Raw genomic sequence first — 20,886 nt, 5'->3', positions numbered from 1 at the left:
ACCCTTCTGGTCAAAGACCAAATATATCATGCATTTGTTACATCGTCTGCGTCGGATGATAATTGCAGCGACCACTAAACTTGGAAATTGACCTACAAGGCTCGAGGCCGCTCAGGCAACGCCGAGCAAGCTTTTTATGCCAGGTACGGGGCTCACATTTTTAGAGAAAGAACGCGACGCCGCCGCCCCCCTCATTGCTGCGCCGCCAGGAACCCCCTGAACCGCACCAGCGAATAAGAGAAGAACACCAGCCCCACCGCCGCCGTCGCCAGAAAGCGTGGCCAGACCACGTCGAAGCCGGCGCCGCGATAGAGGATGGCTTGGGCGAAGGCGACGAACTGGGTGGAGGGGGAGACCTGCATGATATATTGCAGCGCCTGCGGCATGCTCTCCAAGGGGGTGAAGCCACCCGACAGCATGTTCATGGGCAGCACGATGAGCATGAACATGAGGCCCAGCTGCGGCATGGAGCGCACCACGGTGCCCAGAAAGATGCCCAGCGAGGCGGTGAAGAAGAGATAGAGCGCCACCCCGGCCATGAAGAGCGGCACCGAGCCGGCAATGGTCATGCCCAATATGCCGCGCAGCACCACCAGCACCGAGAGCCCGGTCAGGACCAAAATCACCGCGCCATTGGCGAGGATCTTGGCCAGCATCACCTCCACCGGCCGCACGGGCAGCACGAGAAGATGCTCCAGCGTGCCATGCTCGCGCTCGCGCACCAAGGCCGCGCCCGCCAGCAGCACCGAGAGCATGGTGATGTTGGTGATGAGCCCCATGGTGCCGGTGAACCAGGAGCTTTCCAGCGCCTGGTTGAAGGCCGCGCGCACCTCCAGCGTCGGATTATAGGACACCGGCTTGTCCGAGCGGGTGGCGAAGCGCAGCACTTCCTGCTGGAAGATGTTGGCGATGTCGGTGGCGCCGAGCCCGGCCTGCATGAGGGCGGTGGCGTCGATGAGAAGCTGAACGTCCGGCGAGCGGCCGGCCAGCACGTCCTGTTCGAAGCGGGGCGGGAAATCCAGGGCGAAGACATAGCGCGCCTGGTTCATGGCCCGGTCCAGATCCCCCGGCGCCACCGCCACCGGCGTCTGGAAGCGCGGCGGCAGCAAAGCGTCGGTGATGGCGTGGGAGAGCTGGGAGCGATCCTCGTCCACCACCGCCACGGTTGCGCGGTGGAGATCATGCTTCATGCCATTGGCCTGGATCAGGATGGCGGCCGAAAAGGCATAGAAGACCAGCACCATCAGCACGGTGTCGCGGCGCAGGCTCTCGAATTCCTTCATGAGCAGCGGCGGCAGATTGGACATGAGGCGCGGGCGCTTCGGGGTTAGGGCTGGGGTGGACATCACACCTCCTGCTTCTTCAGGAGAAGGAGCGCCGCGGCGAGCAGCACCGGCCAGAAGGCCAGGCTCGCCAGGATGAAGGGCATCAGATCCAGGAGCGACAGCCCCTTGGTGAAGGCCCCGACGCTGGCGCGCATGAAATAGGTGGTGGGAAAGAAGGTGCCGATCACCCGCGCCACCCCATCCAAAGTGGGCACCGGCTGGAGCAGGCCGGAAAACTGGCTGGCGGGCACCATGGTCAGGATGGAGGTGGCAAACAGCGCCGCCACCTGCGTCTTGGTGAAGATGGAGATGAAGAGCCCGAAGGCGGTGGTGGCCAGCACATAGGCGATGGCCGCCAGCGCCAGCCCCAGGAAGCTGCCCTTCAGCGGCACGCCGAAAAGGGTCAGCGCCATCACCACCATGACGAGGAAGTTCAAGACCGCCAGCGCCGCATAGGGCAATTGCTTGCCCAGCAGGAATTCCACCTTGGTGACCGGCGTCACATAGAGATTGGTGATGGAGCCCATCTCCTTCTCGGTGACGACGCCCAGCGCGGTCAACACCGCCGGGATGAAGATGAGCAGCAGCGCGATGGTGGCCGGCACCATGGCATCCAGGCTTCGGAACGCCTGGTTGTAGCGATAGCGCATAACGAGGTTGGCCGGGCTCACGATGGGGCTCCCCGCCAGCTGCGCCGCATCCTGGATGAAGCGCAGATGCACGCTTTCCACATAGCCCACGATGGTCTCGGCCCGGAACGGCATGGCCCCGTCCACGGTGATGAAGACCTCCGTGTCCTTGCCGCCGCGCAGGTTGGAGCCGAATTGCGCGGGAATCTCTATGGCGAAGGAGATGGCGTTGGCGCGCAGCTTCTCCTCCAGCTGCGCCGGCCCGGCGAGCGGCGCCTCCAGGATGAAATAGGGCGAGTGGGCATATTCATCCACATAGGCCCGGCTTTCCGGCGTCTGGTCGCGGTCCAGCACGGCAAAGCGCAGATGGTCCACGTCCAGCGTGATGCCGAAGCCGAAGATCAGCATGAGGAGCGCCGTGCCGAGCAGCGCGAAGGTGAGGCGCACCGGGTCGCGGCGCATCTCGATGGCCTCGCGCCAGGCATAGGCGCCCATGCGGCGCACCGAGAAGGCGGCGGGCTTGCGCTGCCCGCCCGCCACCGCCTTGGGCATGGCGACGGGCGCATCCTTGCGCCCGCCCATTTCCATATAGGCGATGAAGGCCTCTTCCAGCGTGGCGACACCCTTGGCCGCCTTCAATTCGCCCGGCGTGCCGGTGGCGATCACCCGGCCCGCATGCATGAAGGAGATGCGGTCGCAGCGCTCCGCCTCGGTCATGAAATGGGTGGAGACGAAGATGGTCACGCCCTTGTCGCGGGAGAGCCGCTCCAGCCGGTCCCAGAACTGGTCGCGCGCCACCGGATCGACGCCGGACGTGGGCTCGTCGAGGATGAGCAGTTCCGGATCGTGCAGGATGGCCACTGCCAATTGCAGGCGCTGGCGCACGCCCAGCGGCAGGCTGTCGGAGAGCGCCTCCAGATGGGGCCCGAGGTCGAAATCGGCGACGAGATCGGCGATGCGGGCTTTCGCGACCTCCCCGGACAAGGCGAAGAGGCGGGCGTGCAGGTCGAGATTCTGCTGCACGGTCAGTTCGCCATAGAGCGAGAAGGATTGGGACATGTAGCCCACCCGCCGGCGCGTCTCCATGTCATCGGCCGCCACCGCCTTGCCGAACAAAAGCGCCTCGCCGGAGCTCGCCGGCAGCAGGCCGGTGAGCATCTTCATGGTGGTGCTCTTGCCGCAGCCATTGGAGCCGAGAAAGCCGAAGATCTCGCCCTTGCGAATGGTGAAGTTGACGTCGTTGACGGCGATGAAGTCGCCGAAGCGGCGGGTGAGCCCCTTGGCCTCGATGGCCACCGGCGCGTCGGCGGCAATAGCGACGCGGTCATGGTCCTGCCCCACCCCATCCGGCCGCTCGGGCAGGAGGGCGATGAAGGCGCGCTCCAGATTGGGCTGGTTGGTGCGGGCCAGCAGCTCGGCGGGCGAGCCATCGGCCAGGATCGCCCCGTCATTCATCAGGACCACCCGGTCGAAGCGGGCGGCCTCGTCCATGTCGGAGGTGGCGACGATGACGCACAATTGCGGCCGCTCGGCCTTGATGGCGTCCACCAATTCCCAGAATTGCCGGCGCGAGAGCGGGTCGATGCCGGTGGTGGGCTCGTCAAGGATCAGGAGGTCCGGGTCATGAACCAGCGCGCAGCACAAGCCGAGCTTCTGCTTCATGCCCCCGGAGAGCTTGCGCATGAGCCGGTCCTCGAAGGGGGCCAAGCCGGTGCCCGCCAAAAGCGGGGCAAGGCGTGCGCGGGCCTCGATGGGGCTGGCACCGAACAGGCGGGCGAAGAAGGTGATGTTCTCGCCGACCGTGAGGTTGGGATAGAGGTTCCGCCCCAGCCCCTGGGGCATATAGGCAATGCGTGGCTGCACGCCCTCCCGGTCGCGGCGGACCGACATGTCGACGCCGAGCGCGCGCACGACGCCGCCCTGCACCGCCTTGGAGCCGGCGAGCAAGGCCAGCAGCGTGGACTTGCCCACCCCGTCCGGCCCCACCAGCGCCAAGGAGGCGCCGGCATTCAGGTCGAGGTCGATGCCCTTCAGGGCCACATAGGCCCCATAGAGGTGCCGCACCCCGCGGAAGGACAGGCCCGTGCCGGGCGCGGTTTCGGCGGGAGCGGAAGCCGGATCGGCCATGATCGCCCCGCTACTTCGCCACGGCCTCGGTCAGGCGTGATTGCAGCCAGGCGGGCCAGGGCGCAGCCGGGTCGATGCGCACATAGGCCATGCCGGTCACCCCGGTCTTCACCATGTCGATATGGTCGGAGACCAGCTGCGAGGGAATGCGGATCTTGACGCGAAACACCATGCGCTCGCGCTCGGTCTGCGTCTCCACCTGCTTGGGCGTAAACTGGGCGCGGGCGGAGACAAAGGAGATGCGGCCGGGAATGGCGGTGTCGGGGAGTGGCTCCAGCAGCATGCGCGCCTCGGCGCCCAGCGCCAGCTTGCCGGCGAGCCCGGCGGGCAGGAAAACCGTCATGTAGACGTCGGAGAGGTCCAGCATGGTCAGCGCCTTGCCGCCTGCCGCCAGCACCTCGCCCGGCTCGGCGAGGCGATAGAGGATGCGCCCCGCCTTGGGCGCCTTCAGCGTGCCGTCGGCCACCTGCCGGGCAAGGCGGTCCGCCTCGGCCTGGGCGGCGCGCACCGCCGCCTCGTTGGCGGCAAGGCTGCTCTGGGCGGCGGAAAGGGCCGCCTGGGCGGTGAAGCGGGCCGTGCGCTGCTGGTCCACCGTCTGGGCGGTGGCGAAACCTCGCGAGAGCAAGGTCTCCGAGCGCTGCAATTCCTTCACGGCGAGGTCGAGTTCGCTGGAGCGCTGCTCGGCCACGTGGGAGGCCTGCTCCAGCGCCTTTTCCGCCTGCTGGGCCTGGGCCTGCGCGGTGCGCAGGGCGGCGGCGGTCTCTTCCACATCCATCTGCGCGACCACCTGGCCGGCCTGGACGAAATCGCCCTCCTCCACCATCACCTCAGCCACGCGGCCGGCATATTTGGTGGCGATGTCGATCTCGGTGGCCTCGATGCGGCCATTGGCGGAGACGAAGCCGGCGGGCAATTGCTGGCGGGTCTTCAGGTAATAATAGGCGCCTCCGCCGGCGGCGAGGGCAAGGAGGACGAGCGCGACGACGATCTTGCGGAGCATCAGGGGGTCCAATCCGGCCTGTCGAACCACGTCCCCCGCGTCGGCCGCACTGCAGCTGACCCAGAGCCTGGGGTCCGAATGTCTTTTCTTCGCCCCCGGGGACCGCAACCTTCCACCCGGGCCGCCCCCCGCAGAAGCCGGGGGCGGAAGCGGGTTCACCCTATGCTGCACCGCACCGCGCTTCGTTGACGCAGGTCAACACGTCCCGGCCAACCCCGGCGCTTTCCTCACGCCAGATGCAGCGCCGGCCCCGCCGGCTTTTCTCCCCGCCACTCCAGCGTCGCATGGGGCGAGCGGGTGCGCAACGTGCCCGCCTCGTGCTTGCCCACCGCTTCCCAGAACATGAGCGCCAGCGCGGCGATGGTGATGGCAAGAGTCGCATAGCGGATCCAGCGCGGCGCTGCGCCGCCCGTATGCACCGTGCCATCCTCCACGTCGCGCTTGTGGTTCAGGGCGATGGCGTAGAAGACGATGGTGGAGATGACGAAGATGAGCGACCAGCGGGTCTGGTTGCCGTCCGAACCAACCATGGCCCACAGCGAATAGACCGCCGCCACCAGGGCGATCATGGTGTAGATGCTGTATTCCTTGCTCGGCATCTTCTTGTAGCCGATCACCTTCAAGGCGATGGCCGAATAGATGTAGGGCAGCAGCGTCATGATCACCGCGATGGAGGCGATCTTGCCGAATTGCTCGCTGGCTGTGGGCGACATGGTGGCCACGATCTGCACGCTCATGATGATGGCGACCACCGCCAAGCCCGCCGAGGGCACGCCCTTTGAATTGACCTTGGCGAAGAGGTTCGGGAACAGCCCGTCATCAGCCGCCGCCTTGGCGGTCTGGCCCACCAGCAATGTCCAGCCGGCGAGCGAACCCAGGCATCCTATGGCGGCACAGGCAGCGACGATATTGGCCGCCGTGTCGCCCAAGGCGAGGCGCGCCGCATCGGCGAAGGGGGCGGAGGAGGCCACCAATTCCTTGTTGGGGATCATGCCCATGATCACCGAGGAGGAAAGCACGTAGCACACCGCCGCGATGATGACGCCGAACACGGTGGCGATGGGCACGTTGCGCTTCGGATTCTCCACCACGCCGGCCGAGACCGAGGCGGTCTCCACGCCGATGAAGGCCCAGAGCGTGAAGTTCAAGGTGGCGCCGATGGCCGAGAAGGTGCCCTGGCCCGATACGTTCCAGCCGTCCGCATAGGTTTTTCCGGAGAACCAGAACCAGCCGAGAATGGCCATGCCCACGATGGGCACCAGCGCGAACGAGGTGGTGAAAGATTGCAGCCGCCCCACCACGTTAGGGCCGAGAATGTTGGCATAGGTGAAGAACCAGACCAGCGCGATCTGGGCGAGCGCGGAGATCAGCGGGTCCTTCAGGCCGGGGAAGAAGTTGGAGAGATAGCCGAGCCCCGCCACCGCCAAGCCCACATTCCCCACCACATTGGCGAGCCAATAAATGAGGTTGGTCTGGTAGCCCATATAGTCGCCGAATGACTTTCGGGCATAGGCATAGGGTCCGCCCGCCGCCGGATCGATGGAGGCGAGCTTGGCGAAGACCAGCGCCAGCGACACCGCCCCGACGATGGTGATGAGCCATCCGAAGATCGCGATGCCGCCGGTTGCGGCCAGGTTGGCCGGCAGCATGAAGACGCCCGAGCCCATCATGTTGCCCGCCACCATCAAGGTGGCCGCCACCAGGCCGATCTTCTTGCCGCCGCTGGATGCGCCATTGGCCGAAGCCGCCGGCGCCGCTGTGCTCGCCTCGCTCATGCCCGCCTCCCCTTTCCCGTGGCCTCAGGCCGTGATGCACAGGACGCGATAGGTGCCGTCTTCCACCTCGACGCCGTGGGTGTCGTGGCCAAATCCCGGGAAGCGGCGGTCGAAGGCTTCCAGCGCCTTGAGATAAGCGAGTGCCTTGGCACCCGCCTTCTCGCCCGGCATCAGGAGCGGAATGCCCGGCGGGTAGGGCACCACGCCGGTGGCCACGGTGCGGCCCGCCATTTCGTCGAGGGTGAGGGCCTCCACCTTGCCCTTCACCAGCTTCTCGTAGGCCTCCACGGGGGAGAGATCCGGCTCCGGCAATTCGGAGAAGCCATCCGCCATGGTGGCGGTGGTCTTCAGGTCCTTCATGGCGGCGAACATCTCGTCCGCCAGGTCCTTCAGGCCCAGGGCGCCGTAGCGGGCGGGCGCCAGCGCCACGAGGTCGGGCAGGATGTGCTCAAGCGGCGCATTGGCGTCATAGTCGCGCTTGAAGTCGGCCAATTCGCTCACCAGCGTGCCCCACTTGCCCTTGGTGACGCCGATGGAGAACAGGAACAGGATGGTGAAGTCCGTGGTCTTCTCCACCACGATGCCCTGCCGGTCCAGATAGAGCGTGACGATGGCGGCGGGGATGCCCGTCTCGGCCAGAACGCCCGAGGGCGACATGCCGGGGGTGAGCACCGACACCTTGATGGGGTCGAGCATGCACCAGTCGTCCTCCAGCCCCTCGAAGCCGTGCCAGGCGGCCCCAGGCGCCAGCACCCAGCAGGCGGGTTCGGTGGCAAGCTGGGTCTCGTCCGCCAGATGGAAGGCCACCTTGCGGCCGCTCCGGTCGGTGACGAAATCCGGCTGCCAGGTGGTGAAGAACCAGGTGCCCCGCTCGCCATATTCGGCATGCATCCGCGCCATGATCTGGCGGAAGGCCACCGCCTCGCGGATGGATTCGGTGGTCAGGGCCTTGCCGGAGGCGCCGTCCATCATGGCCGCGCTCACATCGTTGGAGGCGATGATGGCGTAGTTGGGCGAGGTGGAGGCGTGCATCATGAACGCCTCGTTGAAGCGTCCATGGGGAATGGGCCGGCGCCCGTCGCGCACATGGATGTAGGAGGCCTGGGAGAGCGCCGCCAGCAGCTTGTGGGTGGACTGGGTGGCGAACACCGTCGGCCGCGACGGGTCATAGGCCTTCGCATCGCCGAACATGGCGAAGCGGTCCTTGTAGAGTGGATTGAACCGGGCGTAGCCGTACCACGCCTCGTCGAAATGCAGGCGGTCCAGGCTCTGGCCGAGCAGCGCCTCCACCTTGGCCACGTTGTAGCAGAGGCCGTCATAGGTGGAGTTGGTGATGATGGCGTGCTGGGGCGTCGGGTCCACCCCCTCCCCCACCAGTTTGTTGCCGGCGATGGAGGCCTTGATGGCCTCCGGCGTCAGCCGCGACGGCGGGATGGGGCCGATGATGCCGAGCCCGTTGCGGGAGGGCATCATGTAGGTGGGAATGGCGCCGGACAGCGTCATGGCGTGCTCGGCGGACTTGTGGCAGTTGCGGTCGCACAGGCAGACATCGTTCCGCGTCACCGAGGCCATGAGGATGACCCGGTTGGAGGTGGACGAGCCGTTGGTCACGTAATAGGTGCGATGGGCGCCGAAGACCCGGGCGGCATATTTCTCGCCCTGGCCGATGGGGCCGGAATGGTCCAGCAGCGAGCCCAGCTCGCCCACCGAGATGGACAGGTCCGCCCGCAGGAGGTTCTCGCCGAAGAACTCGAAATAGGCCCGCCCGGCCGGATGCTTCAGGAAGGCGGTGCCGCCGGTGTGGCCCGGCGTGTGCCAGGAATATTCGTGCACCTGGGAGAAGCGGGCGAGCGCGCCGAACATGGGCGGCAGCACCTGGCTGCGATAACGCTCCGTCGCCGCCACCACGCGGCCGGCAATGAAGCGGGGCGTGTCCTCCATCAGCCAGACGAAATCATCCACCTCGCCCATGGCGTCGAGGGGAATGGTGGAGGCGAGCGAGCGGTCGGCGCACAGGAAGATGGGCACAGCCGAATTGCGGGCGCGGATGGCGGCGATGGTGGCAAGCGCCGCCTTGTGGTCGGCGTCGCCCTCCATGTCCCAGTCCAGCAGCACCGCCTGGATGGCGGCATCGGCGGCGAACAGGGCGCCGGCATCCTCGCAGGAGGTGGCGGTCACCACGTCCACATCCTGTTCGATCAGCTCGTCGGCGAGGGCGCGGGCGGCCCGACCCGGCGGCGTTTGAGAATTGATGTGGGAGTGCGCGAGCAAAGCCCGCATCCCCAGGCCTTCTTCCCGAGAACGTGCCATTCCAGGTCTCCTACCCTGACGTCGGACCTTTGGCAGGAGCTTACCACGGAGACGGCGATTTCAGTCTTTGACTTCGCTCACTTTTTGAATCCTAGCAGTGCACTATTTAAAGCATTACTCCGAAACCGCTCAGAACACAGATTTATTGCGATGCAAAACTGGTCACGCCTTGTTCTGCATGTGCATGGCGAGCGCCTCCACGCGGGGCATGACCACGTCCCGAAGGCCGGGATCCTCCACCGTCTCGTCGAAGGCGCGGCGGAAGCAGATGAGCCAGCCATCGCGTTCCAGGGGCCCGATGGGCGCGCGAAAATGGCGCTGGCGCATCATGGGCGCGCCGTGGCGCTCCACGAACAGCGGTGGGCCACCGAACCAGTAGGACAGGTATTCGAACAGCTTCTGCTCGCTGCCGGCGAGGCTTTCGGGATGGATGGCCCGGCACTCGGCGGCCTCGGGCAAGGTGTCCATCAATTCATAGAAGCGCCCGGTGAGCCGGCGAATGCCCGCCTCTCCGCCCATGCGGTCATAGACCGAGCGCTCGGGCGCCTGCTGCTGTTCGCCTTGCTGCTGGTGCGCCTGCTGGTCCTCTTGCGCCATGCCGCCCATGATCCTCGTCCTCGAAGCGCGCCACCATAGCGAGGCGGACGGCGCGCGCCACTCAGGGCTCCCCCGGATGCCCCGCCTGCCGGCGCGCCTGCTCCAGGTCGGCGGGCGTATTCACATTGAAGAAGATGTTGGCTTCGGCCGCATAGGGCTCCACCTCGGCGGGGGGCAGGATGTGGGCATCGAGCGTGGCGATGACCTTTTCCAGCTTCAATTCGCCGCGCAGCAGGAAGGGTTGCAGCACCGGCGCAATGCGGCGGGCATAGATGGCGTGCAGCGGCTGGAGACCGTAGGCATCGCGCGGCACGGCGGCGTCATGACCGTCGAGGGCATAGGATAGGTGCCGGATGAGCGGGGCGGAGAGGAAGGGCATGTCGCAGGCGCAGACAAACACGTGTTCGGTCGGGGCCTTCAGCAGGGCGGTGTAGAGCCCGCCAAGCGCCGCGTGATGGGGCATCACGTCCCCATGCACCTCCAGGCCCCGCTCCGCATAGGGTGCGGGATCATTGGCGATCACCATCACATGCTGGCAGGTCTCGGCCAGGCGGGCGAGGATGTGGTCGATCACCGGCACCCCGCCCACCGTCACCAGCGCCTTGTTGATGCGCCCCATGCGCCGGGCCTCGCCGCCGGCCAGAACCACGCCGGTGAGTCCCTCAATGACCTTGATCGACATGACCAGCCCTTTGCTTGCGGACCTTGTTGTCCCCCATCCCAGCCACAGGAAGCGGGCGGCATCACGGCACCCTCAGGTGCCTCTTGGCTTTGCCCGCGTTGTGGGCGGGGCCTGCGAGGGGTCTTCCGGCCAGGGATGCTTGGGATAGCGCCCGCGCATGTCCGCCCGCACGTCCCGCCAGGAGCCGCGCCAGAATTGCGGCAGGTCCTTGGTCATCTGGATGGGCCGATGGGCGGGTGAGAGCAAGGCCAAAGTAAGGGGCACCCGCCCGCCGGCAATGGCGGGGTGCACCGTCAGACCGAACATCTCCTGCACCCGCACCGACACGGCCGGGCCGCCTTCCGCCCCATAATCGATGGGCAGGCGCGAGCCGGTGGGCGCCTCGAAATGGGTGGGGGCCTCCGCCTCCAGGCGCCGGGTCAGCTCATAGGGCAAAAGCGCGTGCAAGGCGTTGGAAAGGTCGCTCGCCGTGATGTCGGCGAGCGCCGTGCGCCCCTCCAGATAAGGCGCGAGCCAATCCTGCGGCGCCTGCGCCAAGGCGGCGTCAGAGAGGTCCGGCCAGGGCTCGCCCTCGGCCGCGCGCAGGAACATCACACGGTCACGCCATTGGGAGAGCGCCGCGCTCCAGGGCAAACGGACAAGGCCCAGCCCCACCACGCCCCGCGCCAGCGCCGCCGCCGTCTCCGGCCCCTGCGGCACCGGGCGGGGGCGGTCCGCCAGCACCAGGGCCCGCAGGCGGCGTGTTTCGCGTGCCCGCACAGCAGCGGCTTCCGCATCGAAGGCCACCTCCACGCCGCTGGTGATGTCGGCGGCGAACAGGCGCTCCAATTCTTCAACGTCCAGGGCGGCGGCCAGCGTGATGCGGGCGGCCTCGGCGCGGCCGGACACCTCCGCCACCGTCAGAAAAGGCGCGCGGGCGAGTGCCGCGGAGGGTTCCATCACCCCGCCCCTGCCATTGGCCAGGAGAAACCGGGTGCCATCGCCCCGGCCCTTGGCGACGCGGTCCGGGAAGGCCAAGGCCAGCAGGCCGGCGGGCGATGCGCCCTGCGCCAAGGAGAGGCGCGCCTCCCCGGCCCCCCGTTCAGCACTCTGCGCCCAGCGATCGGCGAGGCGGCGCGCATCGTCCGCCCGGCGGGAACGCTCGCGGCGGAAGCCGTCGAGGCGGTGGAGAAGGTCGACACCATCCCCGCCCAGCCCCCGCTCCACCAGCACGGCGGCGATCTCCGCCGCCTCCTGCGCCAGGCCCGCATCGGCGCCGGCAACGACCATGTGCGAGAGGCGCGGCGGCAAGGGCAGGCGCGCCATGCGCCGGCCGAGCGGCGTCACCGCGCCGTCCGCATCGAGCGCGCCGAGCAACACCAGCAGCGCCTTGGCCTCGGCCAAAGCCGGGACGGGCGGCGGATCGAGAAAGGCGAGGCTGCGGGCATCGCGCACGCCCCAGGCGGCCAGATCCAGCACCAGGCCGGTCAAGTCGGCGGCGAGAATTTCCGGCGTCGCGAAAGGCTGGAGGCTCGCCGTCTCCCCCTCGCTCCACAGGCGATAGCAGATGCCCGGCTCGGTGCGCCCGGCGCGGCCCCGCCTCTGGCCGGCGGCGGCGCGGGAGACGCGCACGGTCTCAAGACGGGTCAGGCCCACGTCTGGCTCGAAGCGGGGCACGCGGGCAAGGCCCCCATCCACCACCACCCGCACGCCCTCAATGGTCAGGCTGGTCTCGGCGATGGAGGTGGCGAGCACCACCTTGCGCGTGCCGGCGGGTGCGGGCAGCACGGCCCGGTCCTGCTCGGCGGCGTCCAGCGCGCCATAAAGCGGCACGATGGCCACGTCCCTGTCGCGCACGCGCTCGCGCAGAAGGGTTTCGGTCCGGCGGATCTCCCCCGCGCCGGGCAGGAAGGCGAGGATCGAGCCGCGCTCGGCGTTGAGCGCCCGCACCACCGCATCGGCCACCTGACGGTCGATGGGCGCGCGCGGATCGCGGCCGAGATAGAAGGTCTCCACGGGAAAGGCGCGCCCTTCGCTCTCGATCACGGGCGCCGGGCCGCTCTCCCCGCCCAGCAAGGCGGCGACGCGGGCCCCATCCAGGGTGGCGGACATGGCGAGCAGGCGAAGGTCTTCCCGCAGCCCGCCTTGGGCATCGAGCGCCAAAGCAAGGCCCAGGTCCGCGTCCAGGGAGCGCTCGTGATATTCGTCGAACAGCACGGCGGCGATGCCGGAGAGTTCCGGATCGTCCAGGATCATGCGGGTGAAGACACCTTCCGTCACCACCTCGATGCGGGTGCGCCGGGAGACCTCCGCCTTCAGCCGCACCCGATAGCCGACCCGTTCCCCCACCTTCTCGCCCAGCGTCTGCGCCATCCGGGTAGCGGCGGCGCGAGCGGCGAGGCGGCGGGGCTCCAGCACCAGGATCTTGCGGCCGGCGACCCAGGGTTCGTCCATGAGGGCGAGCGGCACCCGCGTGGTCTTGCCGGCGCCAGGCGGCGCCACCAGCACGGCGTTCGGCCCCCGCGCCAGCGTCTCGCGCAGCGGATCCAGGACGTCATCGATGGGCAGGCGGGTGTCGAACATGGGGCCAGGGCGATGGGACGGCGGGGCGCGTCCTGTAGCATGGCGGGGGGCACGGCCGAAACGGGAGCCGAACGCCGAGGGGCGGGGCGACAAATGCCCTCGCCTCGCTTATCTAGGGAGCGAACGAACCGTCGGCGCACCCGCTGCGTCGCGGATCGCACGGGCTTCTCCTTCAAGCCTTCGGAGGGCGGATTGCCCCCGACGGCGCAGACATTCCGGCTGGCGCATGTCCACTGTTCCCTCTTCGCTCACAGACAAGGTCCGCACCTTCACCCTGGACAGCGGCATCGTCCATTCCGGCTTTCTGGGCGGGACCTGCGTGCTGGTGGAGGATGCGGGCGCCGCCACCCTCGTGGGCGCCTCTCCCCTCAAAGTCACGCTCCATGATGGCGTGCCGCTGGAAGTGGCCGGCAATGGCCGGCGGCTCGTCAGCGGCGGCGATGACGGCAAGGTGGTGGAACTGGCCGCCGACGGCACGATGAACATCCTCGCGGAGCACAAGGCCCGCTGGGTGGACCATGTGGCCCTGGGCCCGGACGGCATCACCGCCTATTCGGTGGGCAAGACCGCCCACATGATTTCGCCGAAGGGCGAGCCGCGCCAATTGGAGGTGGGCTCCACCGTCGGCGGCCTTGGCTTCGCCCACAAGGGCATCCGCCTGGCGGTGGCCCATTATGGCGGGGTGACTTTGTGGTTCCCCAATGCGCCGGGCTCCAAGCCCGAGACGCTGGGCTGGAAGGGCTCGCACCTGGGCGTCGTGTTCAGCCCGGACAACCGCTTCGTCATCACCACCATGCAGGAAGCCGCGCTCCATGGCTGGCGGGTGGTGGATGGCGGCCATATGCGCATGACCGGCTATCCGAGCCGGGTGAAGTCGTTCCAATTCACCGCCGATGGCAAGTGGCTGGCCTCCTCCGGCTCGACGGAAGTGATCCTGTGGCCGTTCCAGTCCAAGGAAGGCCCCATGGGCAAGCAGCCCTCCATGCTGGCCCCCTCCACCACCGGCAAGGTGACGCAGGTGGCCTGCCATCCCAAGGACCCCGTGCTGGCGGCCGGCTTCGAGGACGGCATGGTGCTGATGGTGCGCATCTCCGATGGCGCCGAGATCCTCCTGCGCAAGCCCGACGCCACCCCGGTGACCGCCATCGGATGGCGGGCGGATGGCGGGGCGGTGGCCTTTGGCACAGCCTCGGGCAGCGCCGGACTGCTGGAATTCTGATCCCCGGCCCCCGCAGCCATTTTTTCCATGCCCGGCGGGGCCCGCCACGCCGGTGCGTCTCGGGGCTGTCACGCAGGCAAGCTATGGGCTAACCTCATGTCATCTCGCGCCTGCGAGATGACGTTGCGGACGGCTCCCTCCGGCCGCACACCCGTTCCGGTCGGATGGAGTTCGGAGTTCCCCATGAAGATCGAAGACGTTCGCCGCACCGCCTATTCCATGCCGCTGACGAACCCTGCGTTCCCGAAGGGACCCTATCGGTTCTTCGACCGGGAATTCATGATCATCACCTACCGCACCGACATCGAGGCGCTGCGCAAGGTGGTGCCCGAGCCGCTGGAAGTGTTCGAGCCGCTGGTGAAGTACGAATTCATCCGCATGCCCGATTCCACCGGCTTCGGCGACTATACCGAGACCGGACAGGTCATCCCCGTGAAGTTCAATGGCGTGGAGGGCGGCTATGTCCACTCCATGTACCTGGACGACGAAGCGCCCATCGCCGGCGGCCGCGAATTGTGGGGCTTCCCCAAGAAATATGCGCACCCCAAGATGGAAGTGGAGAAGGACGTCCTCTCCGGCCGCCTCCATTATGGCAAGACGCTCTGTGCCGAGGCCACCATGGGCTACAAGCACGTGGCGGCCGACAAGGACGTGGTCATGAACGCGCTCAAGGCGCCCAACTACATGATCAAGATCATCCCCCACGTGGATGCCACCCCCCGCATCTGCGAGCTGGTGCGCTATTACCTGGAAGACATCGACCTGAAGGAATGCTGGGTCGGCCCGGCCGCCCTCGGCCTCTACCCCCATGCCATCTGCGATGTGGCCCGGCTGCCGGTGCTGGAGATCGTCTCCGCCCTGCACCTGCGCGCCGACCTAACGCTGGGCATGGGCGAGGTGATCTACGATTATCTCGCCGAACCCAAGTGAGGCACCCGGTACCGTGAGGCACCCGTCAGCCTGAGGCCAGCGGCGTTCGGAGGCACCGCCACCCTAACGCCGCGCCGAAGCGCCTGAAGAGAGGCGGTCCAGCCGATCCGCTCGGCCCCGGCTCTCGCCCTCCCGCGATTGCGCGCGGCCGGCGCGCACGCCATTCTCACATGAAGATCGTCGCACCTCCGCAGCGGGCGCGCCCGCCGCTCGGGCCGGTGGGATGTCAGGAAACGAGGGACTGATGAGCACGCGTCTGGATCACAATCCGCAGGAAATCGCCGCTCTCGTTCACGATTATGACCGGGTCGCGCTGGTCTTCCAGGGCGGCGGGGCGCTGGGCGCCTACCAGGCCGGCGTCTATGAGGCGCTCTCCGCCACCGGTGCCGAGCCCAACTGGATCTCGGGTGTCTCCATCGGCGCCATCAACTCGGCCATCATCGCCGGAAACACACCGGAAAACCGCGTGCCCCGCCTGCGGGAATTCTGGGAGACGGTGTCGGGACGCAAATTCTTCCCCTTCACCCCCGAGGGCGACATCTACCGCGCCATGCGCAACCAGATGAGCGCGCTCGCGACCATCGGCCTCGGCCAGCCCGGCTTCTTCCGCCCCCGCTGGCCCAATCCCTGGCTGCTGCCCACGGGCGCGGAGGGTGCCACCAGCCTCTACGACACCTCGCCCTTGCGCGAGACTCTGCTGCGCTTGGTGGATTTCGACCTCATCAATAACGGCCAGAAGCGGTTCTCGGTGGGCGCCTCCAACGTGCGCACCGGCAACTTCATCTATTTCGACAACACCACCCACCGCATCGGGCCGGAGCATGTGATGGCGTCCGGCGCGCTGCCGCCGGCCTTCCCTGCCATTCGCATCGACGGCGAATATTACTGGGACGGCGGCGTCGTCTCGAACACGCCGCTGCAATGGCTCCTGGACCAGCCCGACCATCCGTCGACCCTGGTGTTCCAGGTGGACCTGTTCAGCGCCCGGGGCGAACTGCCCCGCGACATGTTCGACGTGATCGAGCGCCAGAAGGACATCGGCTATTCCAGCCGAACCCGCTACACCACCGACCTGTTCCGCCGGGTTCAGGAGATGCGCACCAAGCATGCGGAGACGGTGCTGCGCATTCCCGAACAGTTGCGCACCGACGAGGATCGCGCCGTGCTGGAGGACTATGCCGCTTCCGGCCCTGTCAACATCTGCCACCTGATCTACCAGGAAAAGACCTACGAGCGGGACTTCAAGGACTACGAATTCTCCGGCACCTCCATGCGCGACCATTGGCAGGCCGGCATCGAGGACACCATGCGCACTCTGCGCCACCGCGAATGGCTCCGCCGCCCGCCGAAGGAAGCCTCGGTGGTGGTGCATGACGTGCACCGCATCGACGACTGAACCACAACGCATAAACAAAAGGGGGCCCGCTGGTGTGCACCGGCGGGCCTCTTTTCATTGTCAAGATGACCTCAGATGAGAACGGCGCGGGCGAGCATGTGCAGCCCGAGCAGCGCCAGCCCCGCGAAGAAACATTTCCGGAAGGCGGCGGGCGACACCCTCAGGCGCAGCCGGCGGCCAATCTCCATGCCCGCCACCGCCGGCACCAGCGCCGCCAGGGACGCTCCCATCATGGTGGGGTCGGAAAAGGGCGCACCCTGCCCCATCAGCACGAAGCCGAGCGCGAAGGTGGAGATGGCAAAGCCCAGCCCCAGCGCCTGCACCAGTTCCTCCTTCGGCATATCGAGGGACTGGAGATAGGGCGCCATGGGCATCACCGTGACCCCGGTGGTGCCGGTGAGCAGGCCGGACGTGAAGCCCGCCACCGGGGAAAGCCACCGCTCCAATGCCGGCGGCGTCCTCAGATGCAGGTTCAGGAGGCCCATCACGCCATAGACGGTCAGCGTCAGGCCCAAGATGGCCGGCGCCAGATGGGATTCCAGGCCCCCCATCACCAGCCCGCCCACCAGCGTACCGGCCACCACGGTGACGATCATCGACCAGAAGCGCCGCACGGTGTGGGTCAGGCGCGGGCCGGTGGCAAGCTGCACCACGTTGGAAATGGCGGCGGGCACCACGATCAGCGCCGCCGCTTGGGCCGGGGGCATGATGAGGCACAACAGCCCCACCCCCACGGTGGGCATGCCCATGGCGATGAGGCCCTTCACCAGCCCCGCAAAGACGAGCACCGCGACGATGAAGGCAAGGGAGGCCTCGGTCAGCGGCACGGGGAAGGAGAGGGACAGGGGAAAAGACATGGGCGCACAGACGAAAAAGGGAGGCCGAAAGCGGATGCGTCCTGCTCTAATCCCAGCTTGGACTTGCAACAATGCGGAAGATACGGCCTTATCCTTCGGTTTATCCGTAGGATGAGCCGAAAGGCCGCCCATGCGCTTTGATCCCGCAGACCTGCGCCTGTTTCTCGCCGTAGTGGAGACCGGCTCCATCACCGCCGGCGCCGAGCGGGCGCATCTGGCACTCGCCTCCGCCTCGGCCCGAGTCAAGGGCATGGAGGACGCCATCGGCACCCCCCTCCTCACGCGCTCCCGCGCCGGCGCCATGCCGACCCCGGCGGGCGAGGCGCTCGCCCACCATGCCCGGCTGATCCTCGACCAGACCGAGCGCATGCGGGGAGAGTTGGCCCGCTATGGGCGCGGACTGAAGGGCCATGTGCGGCTCTGGTGCAATACCGCGGCCCTCGGCGGGCGCTTGCACGCGGATCTCGCCACCTTCCTCACCGCCCATCCGGATGTGGATCTCGACCTCAGCGAACAGCCGAGCCGCCAGATCACGCTGGCCCTGGCGCAGGGGCTCATCCATCTGGGCATCGGTTCGGATGCGGTGGATACGCGCGGCCTGGAGCTTTCTCCCTATGGCGAAGACCGCCTCGTGGCAGTGCTGCCGCCGGCCCATCCCTTGGCGGGGCAACCGGCCGTGCGCTTCGCCGACCTCCTGGGCGAGCCCTTTGTGGGCCTGCCGCCGGGCAATGCCATGCAGGAACTGGTGGGCCGGCAAGCCCTGCGCACCGGGGCCGCGCCCAAATACCGGGTGCGGGTCTATGGCTTCGAGCCGGTGGCGGTGATGGTGGCGGCGGGCGTGGGCGTGGCGGTGCTGCCGGAGGCGGCGGCGCTGCGCCTCGCCCTGGACGGCGGCATCGCGGTGCGCCCGCTGGATGAGCCCTGGACGCGGCGGCGCCTCGTCCTCTGCGTGCGCAGCCGCACCACCTTGCCCACCTTCGCCCGCGAATTGCTGGAGCATCTGGAGGCAGGCGGCCGGGCGTGAGGCGCCCGGCGCCTGAGAATGCGAGGGCGTCCCGCCCTCAGAACTCCACGTCCAGTTCTTCCAGTTCCTCCGGCTCCGCCTTGGCGCCCTCGATCCATTCCAGCATCAGGGGATGGGACATGATGCGGTCGCGATAAGCGGCACAGGCGGCATCCAGCGGCACGTCATAGGTGGCGAAGCGCGAGCAGACGGGGGCGAACATGGCATCCGCCAAGGTCGGCCGCGCGCCCATGAGATAAGGACCGCCATGGGCGGCGAAGCACCCGCGCCAGATGGCCACGATCCGCTCGATATCCGCCCGCGCGCCCGCCCATACCTTGAAGCCGGGATAGCGGCCCTTGATGTTCATGGGCAAGGCGGAGCGCATATTGGCAAAGCCCGAATGCATCTCGCCCGAGATGGACAGGCAATGGGCGCGGGCCGCCCGGTCGTCCGGCAAGAGGCCGGCTTGGGGGAAGACCTCGTTGAGATAGGAGGCGATGGCCAGCGTGTCCCACACCGTCACCCCCTCATGCACCAGGCGGGGCACGAGGAAAGAGGGGGAGAGCAGCAACAGCTCGGCCTTGGCGGAGGGATCGTCCACCGGGACGCGCTCCTCCTCAAAGGCCAGGCCCGCCATCTTGCACAGCAGCCAACCCCGAAGCGACCAGGAGGAATAGTTCTTGCTGGAAATGGTGAGCGTGCTCATGCCGGGCCCCGATTTTCGCCGCGCGGATCAATCTTAGCGGTTGCATGTTGCATTGCACCACCCCCCGCTTCAATATCTAGTTTAGAGGGCTTTACAGGTATATCCGAACCGCGTCAGGGGGAAGGCGAAATTATGAAAATCTCCCAAAGACTTAGATCCTGCTGGGTAAAACCCCGCCGCGGCGCCTCCTAACGCAGCCGGCGAGACGTTTCATCGCAAGGGAAGAAAAATCGCGGCCACGGACGCAGTCCGGCATGGCCGAAAGGCGCAGGATCCCATGATGTACCTAGCCTACCAGACCCAGGCCGACCTGATGGAGCCCATCCGCTTCGGAGCCAAAATGGCGCGGCGGATGCTCGACAGCCCTTTCATGGGCCTCCTCGGCGGCAATAGCGGCATCCGCCATCTCTCGGCGGCCTATGAGATGGTGGAGCGCGCAGCGCTTTCCCATGCCCGCCTTCCCTTCCACATCGACACCACCACGGTGGGCAACCGCGAGGTGGAGGTGGTGGAAGAGAATGTCTGCCGCCTGCCCTTCGGCACGCTGCTGCATTTCAAGAAGGATGTGGACGTGCCCCAGCCCCGCGTGCTGGTGGTAGCCCCGCTCTCGGGCCATTTCGCCACGCTGCTGGTGGGCACGGTGCGCACCCTCCTGCCGGACCACGACGTCTATATCACCGACTGGCACAATGCCCGCGACGTGAGCCTCGATGAAGGCCCCTTCGCCTTCGACGACTATGTGGAACACGTCATCAAGTTCCTGGAATTCATGGGGCCGGGGTCGCACCTGCTGGCGGTGTGCCAGCCCTGTGTGCAGGCGCTGGTGGCCGCCGCCGTGATGGCGCAGGAGGACAATCCCGCCCAGCCGCGCAGCATGACGCTGATGGCCGGCCCCATCGATTGTCGGATCAACCCCACCAAGGTGAACGAGCTCGCCACCTCGAAACCCATTTCCTGGTTCGAGCGCAACCTCATCGCCACCGTGCCGCCGGGCTTTGCCGGCAGCGGGCGCAAGGTCTATCCGGGCTTCGTGCAGCTCTCCGCCTTCGTCTCCATGAATCTCGGGCGGCACATGAAGGCGCATTTCGAGCTTTATGAGAATCTGGCGGCCGGCGAGCTGGAAAAGGCGGAGACCACCAAGGTCTTCTATGACGAGTATTTCGCCGTTCTGGACCTTGCGGCGGAGTTCTACCTGGAAACCGTGCAATATGTGTTTCAGGAATATCGCCTGCCCAAGGGCGAATTGACCTATCGCGGCAATCCCATCGACTTCAAGGCCATCCGCCGCACCGCGCTGCTCACCGTGGAAGGCGAGCGGGACGACATCTGCTCCATCGGCCAGACGGTCGCCGCGCAGGACATCTGCTCCAGCCTGCGGCCCCATCGCAAGCGCCACCACATGCAGGCCGGCGTTGGCCATTACGGCGTCTTCAGCGGCCGCAAATGGGCCGGCCAGGTCTATCCGCTGGTGCGGAACCACATCCTCGCCAGCGATTGACACGCGAAGCGCCCGGGTGGCGCCCGGGCGGGACCGGCGGCGGCGCGCCGGCCCTAAGGCGCCCCGCAAGCGCACCTCGCCTCTCGTTCCGCCAGCACCCTGCCGTTACGGAACGCACGTCAGAGAACCCTGGAGGCCACCGGCGCATGCGCCAAGGCTTTCCGCCTGCGCCGGCGCCCGCTGCCGACGCAATAGATGGCGCCCCTCCCCCGCGCTGGCATGAAGAGCCAAAGGACAAGGGGCTGCGGAACGCCGGACCCGCGCGGC

15 protein-coding genes are annotated in these 20,886 nt (G+C 67.3%); 5 read left to right on the top strand and 10 right to left on the bottom strand.

Annotated elements, in window-relative coordinates:
- Window positions 1-191 precede the first annotated feature (191 nt).
- The 8 genes from J5J86_RS01460 to hrpB form a co-directional block, all read right to left on the bottom strand.
- A complete protein-coding gene (locus J5J86_RS01460; protein WP_209103135.1) occupies window positions 192-1,346 on the bottom strand; it encodes an ABC transporter permease in 1,155 nt (384 codons plus the stop codon).
- The gene (rbbA, locus tag J5J86_RS01455) at window positions 1,346-4,081 is read right to left on the bottom strand and encodes a ribosome-associated ATPase/putative transporter RbbA (RefSeq protein WP_209103134.1); all 2,736 of its coding nucleotides are present in this window, start codon (window positions 4,079-4,081) and stop codon (window positions 1,346-1,348) included. The genes J5J86_RS01460 and rbbA overlap by 1 nt, the downstream gene beginning before the upstream one ends.
- Window positions 4,082-4,091: 10 nt before the next feature.
- Window positions 4,092-5,081, bottom strand: a complete 990-nt coding sequence (locus J5J86_RS01450; protein ID WP_209103133.1) for an HlyD family secretion protein — start codon at window positions 5,079-5,081, stop codon at window positions 4,092-4,094.
- A gap of 227 nt (window positions 5,082-5,308) precedes the next feature.
- Window positions 5,309-6,856, bottom strand: a complete 1,548-nt coding sequence (adiC, locus tag J5J86_RS01445) for an arginine/agmatine antiporter (protein WP_209103132.1) — start codon at window positions 6,854-6,856, stop codon at window positions 5,309-5,311.
- A gap of 24 nt (window positions 6,857-6,880) precedes the next feature.
- Entirely contained in the window at window positions 6,881-9,166 is a 2,286-nt protein-coding gene (locus J5J86_RS01440; RefSeq protein WP_209103131.1) for an Orn/Lys/Arg family decarboxylase, read from the bottom strand.
- Window positions 9,167-9,328: 162 nt separating this feature from the next.
- Entirely contained in the window at window positions 9,329-9,685 is a 357-nt protein-coding gene (locus tag J5J86_RS01435; protein ID WP_247658366.1) for a group II truncated hemoglobin, read from the bottom strand.
- A 139-nt stretch (window positions 9,686-9,824) separates the two neighbouring features.
- The gene (gene mobA / locus J5J86_RS01430; RefSeq protein WP_209103129.1) at window positions 9,825-10,445 is read right to left on the bottom strand and encodes a molybdenum cofactor guanylyltransferase; all 621 of its coding nucleotides are present in this window, start codon (window positions 10,443-10,445) and stop codon (window positions 9,825-9,827) included.
- Window positions 10,446-10,517: 72 nt separating this feature from the next.
- Window positions 10,518-13,007, bottom strand: a complete 2,490-nt coding sequence (gene hrpB / locus J5J86_RS01425) for an ATP-dependent helicase HrpB (RefSeq protein WP_209103128.1) — start codon at window positions 13,005-13,007, stop codon at window positions 10,518-10,520.
- A gap of 226 nt (window positions 13,008-13,233) precedes the next feature.
- Here hrpB and J5J86_RS01420 point away from each other — a divergent pair, with 226 nt between their 5' ends.
- The 3 genes from J5J86_RS01420 (at window position 13,234) to J5J86_RS01410 (ending at window position 16,552) form a co-directional block, all read left to right on the top strand.
- Window positions 13,234-14,226 carry a WD40 repeat domain-containing protein gene (locus J5J86_RS01420; RefSeq protein WP_209103127.1) on the top strand — a complete coding sequence of 331 codons (993 nt, stop codon included), beginning with the start codon at window positions 13,234-13,236 and terminating at the stop codon, window positions 14,224-14,226.
- A 183-nt stretch (window positions 14,227-14,409) separates the two neighbouring features.
- Window positions 14,410-15,156, top strand: coding sequence for an acetoacetate decarboxylase (locus J5J86_RS01415; RefSeq protein ID WP_209103126.1), 747 nt, complete (start codon window positions 14,410-14,412; stop codon window positions 15,154-15,156).
- Window positions 15,157-15,400: 244 nt separating this feature from the next.
- Window positions 15,401-16,552: a patatin-like phospholipase family protein gene (locus J5J86_RS01410; RefSeq protein WP_209103125.1), complete on the top strand. Its 1,152-nt coding sequence runs from the start codon at window positions 15,401-15,403 to the stop codon at window positions 16,550-16,552.
- Window positions 16,553-16,623: 71 nt separating this feature from the next.
- On the opposite strand, the gene J5J86_RS01405 is transcribed toward J5J86_RS01410, so the two are convergent.
- On the bottom strand, window positions 16,624-17,409 hold the full coding sequence (locus tag J5J86_RS01405; protein WP_209103124.1) for a sulfite exporter TauE/SafE family protein: 786 nt from the start codon (window positions 17,407-17,409) through the stop codon (window positions 16,624-16,626).
- A gap of 130 nt (window positions 17,410-17,539) precedes the next feature.
- Here J5J86_RS01405 and J5J86_RS01400 point away from each other — a divergent pair, with 130 nt between their 5' ends.
- Window positions 17,540-18,433 carry a LysR substrate-binding domain-containing protein gene (locus J5J86_RS01400; RefSeq protein ID WP_209103123.1) on the top strand — a complete coding sequence of 298 codons (894 nt, stop codon included), beginning with the start codon at window positions 17,540-17,542 and terminating at the stop codon, window positions 18,431-18,433.
- 37 nt (window positions 18,434-18,470) lie between these two features.
- Here the strand turns inward: J5J86_RS01400 and J5J86_RS01395 are convergent, their stop codons facing one another.
- Window positions 18,471-19,121, bottom strand: a complete 651-nt coding sequence (locus J5J86_RS01395) for a glutathione S-transferase family protein (protein ID WP_209103122.1) — start codon at window positions 19,119-19,121, stop codon at window positions 18,471-18,473.
- Between the two features lie 277 nt (window positions 19,122-19,398).
- Between J5J86_RS01395 and J5J86_RS01390 the strand changes: the two genes are divergently transcribed.
- Window positions 19,399-20,619 (top strand): polyhydroxyalkanoate depolymerase, encoded by a 1,221-nt coding sequence (locus tag J5J86_RS01390; RefSeq protein ID WP_209103121.1) that lies wholly within the window; start codon window positions 19,399-19,401, stop codon window positions 20,617-20,619.
- The last annotated feature ends 267 nt before the right edge of the window (window positions 20,620-20,886 follow it).

The sequence above is a fragment of the Aquabacter sp. L1I39 genome (assembly GCF_017742835.1).
GTDB lineage: Bacteria > Pseudomonadota > Alphaproteobacteria > Rhizobiales > Xanthobacteraceae > L1I39.
This window is presented reverse-complemented; position numbering and strand designations above follow the sequence as displayed.